Annotated in this window: 1 protein-coding gene; it reads right to left on the minus strand. The window is 26.4% G+C overall.

The genetic code is table 11. The features are described 5' to 3' along the window. Positions 1–22: 22 nt before the first annotated feature. Positions 23–1228 carry a transposase gene (locus MBBTH_RS10735; protein ID WP_116593036.1) on the minus strand — a complete coding sequence of 402 codons (1206 nt, stop codon included), beginning with the start codon at positions 1226–1228 and terminating at the stop codon, positions 23–25. Between the last annotated feature and the right edge of the window lie 153 nt (positions 1229–1381).

A 1381-nucleotide genomic window follows, 5' to 3' on the forward strand; every position in this document is an offset into this window, starting at 1 on the left:
GAGTCTGTAAAATTTTATAGGCTTATTTAATTTTCAAGTGTTTTTCAGTCCAATTTTTCATTTGATAGTCTAAAAATGTTAGAATTCCAGTTTTAGTCTTGTATAATTTCTTTATTATTTCTGGATTGGTTTGTCTGTAGTAATTTTCAACTTTGTTGGATGTTTTCTCGATATTTTCATCATCCAAGTGTTGTACATATCTGTGGAAGTGATTGATGATGTGTTTTCTTATAAAATCTTTTAATACTACTGGTATGGCCCTATAATTTTGTAAATATTGTTTAAAATGTTCTATTGCTTCTTTTGTTGAGTTTTGTCTAAAACAATTTTTTAATTCCTGTGCATTTTCATAGATATAGTCTCTTTCTTTTCCATTAATCTTGTTTCTTCTGCAGTACACTTTTAATTTGTGATGTATCGTTTGGAACAAATGAAATGTGCATAATTGATGATTAACTCCTATTTCATCGGCCACATTACGATACATTGGAAATAAATCAGTTGTTAAACAAATAAATGGTTTATCTTTCGTAGAATCTAAGATAAATTTCTTGGTATTTTTCGGTATTCTGCGACGCACAATTCTTTCTGAGACTGGAACATTAAGTACAGCATCAAATAAAGTCAATCGATAATGTCTAACTCCATTAAGCCTTAAAAATTGCTCATCATATAAATAGTAACCAGAATATTCAAATTCTTCATTATTGATTGTTTCTTCATGATTTTTGTTTGACCAATTCTTGATTGTTTGGTGAGATATCTTGATTCCAAGGAATATTTCAAAGTATTTACTTATTTTACGAAGTGATTGATATCCAATTTCCATTATTCCTGGAATTTTATCCATAATTTCTTGTAAAAATTGTTTATGTTCTCCAATTAATGGATTATTTTTTATTCCGAATTTTTTTCCACATTTCTTGCACTGATACTGCTGTTCTTTGAATTCTGTAGTTTTTCCATTGATATTCTGTTTATTTTTAGTTATTGTGCCTTTTTTAATTATTTTATGAGCACCACAATCAGGACAAATTGGATTATCATATTTAAAAGTGTTGTTTTCATCTAAAAATAGTTTTTGATTAGTATTTTCAAAATTAGGTGTTTTATTAAGTCTTTCTGAAATGATTTTTTCTTGATCTATTTTTTCGTCAGAAAAATCAAAAAGTTTAAGTTGTATAAAGTCTATATTAGTATTGAGGGCATTTATGTTTTGTTTGGTCATAAAATATTATTTGTCCTCACTTATTTAAGTAATTTACTATTTTTTAACCATTAAAAACAAAATTAAAGAAAAATTAGAACGAATTTTCACCGAAGTGAAATTTCAACTGTAAAAAATTTAAAATCAAATAAGCCTATAAAATTTTACAGACTC

This window comes from Methanobrevibacter thaueri (assembly GCF_003111625.1).
GTDB lineage: Archaea > Methanobacteriota > Methanobacteria > Methanobacteriales > Methanobacteriaceae > Methanocatella > Methanocatella thaueri.